At 53.3% G+C, this 1,510-nt stretch carries 2 protein-coding genes; both read right to left on the minus strand.

What is annotated here, in order from left to right; all coding sequences use genetic code 11:
* Window positions 1-21: 21 nt before the first annotated feature.
* Window positions 22-261, minus strand: coding sequence for a cytochrome b/b6 domain-containing protein (locus tag ACVBEF_RS21170; protein WP_447125866.1), 240 nt, complete (start codon window positions 259-261; stop codon window positions 22-24).
* Window positions 258-1,229, minus strand: a complete 972-nt coding sequence (locus ACVBEF_RS21175) for a YVTN family beta-propeller repeat protein (protein ID WP_447125867.1) — start codon at window positions 1,227-1,229, stop codon at window positions 258-260. Before ACVBEF_RS21175 ends, ACVBEF_RS21170 begins: the two co-directional genes overlap by 4 nt.
* Between the last annotated feature and the right edge of the window lie 281 nt (window positions 1,230-1,510).

Raw genomic sequence — 1,510 nt, forward strand, 5'->3', positions numbered from 1 at the left:
CGGCAGCGCCCGCGCCCAATATCATTTGCGCCAGATCGCAGTATTTCTCGATTTATGCAGGTTGAAATACACGGCCCGCCCCGGTGTTCCCTTGGGGATATCGGTCATGAAATAGCCCAGGATGATCATCCCGATAATAAGCATTCCGATGAGCCAATGCAGGGCAATGGCAGGCTTGGTATAGCGGAGTCTGTCGCTGGTCTTTTTTGTACCAGTGACGTTGCTTGCACGCTTATTTTGTGCGCTCACGCGTGTGCTCATCTGATGGCGACGCCCCAAGGCGATGTGCCGACGGCGATTTCTTTACTGACTTTGTTGGTGTCGGTATCGATGACGAAGATGGCGTTGGAGCGTCCGCATGCTACGTAGAGTTTTTTGCCATCCGGGGTGATGGCCATGTTCCATGGGCGCTGGCCGACCGGGACGGTGGCAATGACTTTATTGGTGGCGGTATCGATGACGGAGACGGAGGCGTCTTTGCCGTTTGAAATATAAACGTGTTGGCCGTTAGGGGCCATGGTGACGCCGTTGGAGAAGCTTCCGGCTTTGACTTCGGCGATGATTTTATGGGTGGCGACGTCGATGACGTAGACCATGCTTTCGAGTTCGGTTGCGACGTAGGCTTTGCTGCCGTCGGGGGTGAAGGCGATGCCGCGGGGGCGTTTGCCGAGTTTGATTTGATCGACTTGCTGGCGCTTGTCCATGTCGATGATGTCAACCTGATCGGCTTCTTCGGCGCTGACGTAGAGCCATTTTTCGTTCGGGCTGAATTCTGCGTGTTCGGGGTTTTTGCCTTTGGTGACGATGTTGAAGACTTGTTTGTTGGTGGCTGTGTCGATGAAGTTGACGGAGTTGGTGATTTCGCTGGCGGCTACTATCCATTTGCCTGAGGGTGAAATGCCTACGCCTTCAGGGGATTCGCCGACGGGGATTGTGCCGGTGACTGCTTTTGCTTTTAGATCAACGATGAGTAATGCGTTGGCTGGTTGGTCGCTGACGTAGAGGGTTTTGCCGTCGGGCGTGACGACTGTGCCGCGGGGTTTTGTACCGGCTTTGATTTCGGCGGTGACTGTGTCGGTGGCGGTGTCTATGATGGAGATGGTGCCGGATTTTTCGTTGGGGACGTAGGCGTTGGGGGTGGCGGTTGCGGATGTGGTTAGCATTCCAATCGATAATGCTAGCAGTGTGCTTAGCAGGATGGATTTTTGTTGGTGATTATTTGAGTTCATGATTTGGTAAACCTTTTGGGTGATTTTGTTTCGTTTTGTTTTATTGCGTTTTGATTCGTTGCGTTTTGTTTCGTTGATTAATACGGTTGCTACTCCGTGGATGCTTGTCGGGGGCGGCCCGACAGCCGGTCACTTTCTTTTGCTTCGCCAAAAGAAAGTAACCAAAGAAAAGGCGACCGCAAATGCCGCTGCCGCTCCGCGGTTCCCACATTTTCCTACCGCCAGACGGGTCTGATGACCAACTCGCTACGCTCAAACATGTCATCAGCCTGATCCGTCTG

The organism is Glaciimonas sp. GG7, from assembly GCF_052976905.1.

Excerpts from the sequence above, each read along its gene's own strand:
- ACVBEF_RS21170 (WP_447125866.1), bottom strand. The coding sequence starts at position 261 with ATGAGCACACGCGTGAGCGCACAAAATAAGCGTGCAAGCAACGTCACT.
- ACVBEF_RS21175 (WP_447125867.1), bottom strand. The coding sequence starts at position 1,229 with ATGAACTCAAATAATCACCAACAAAAATCCATCCTGCTAAGCACACTG.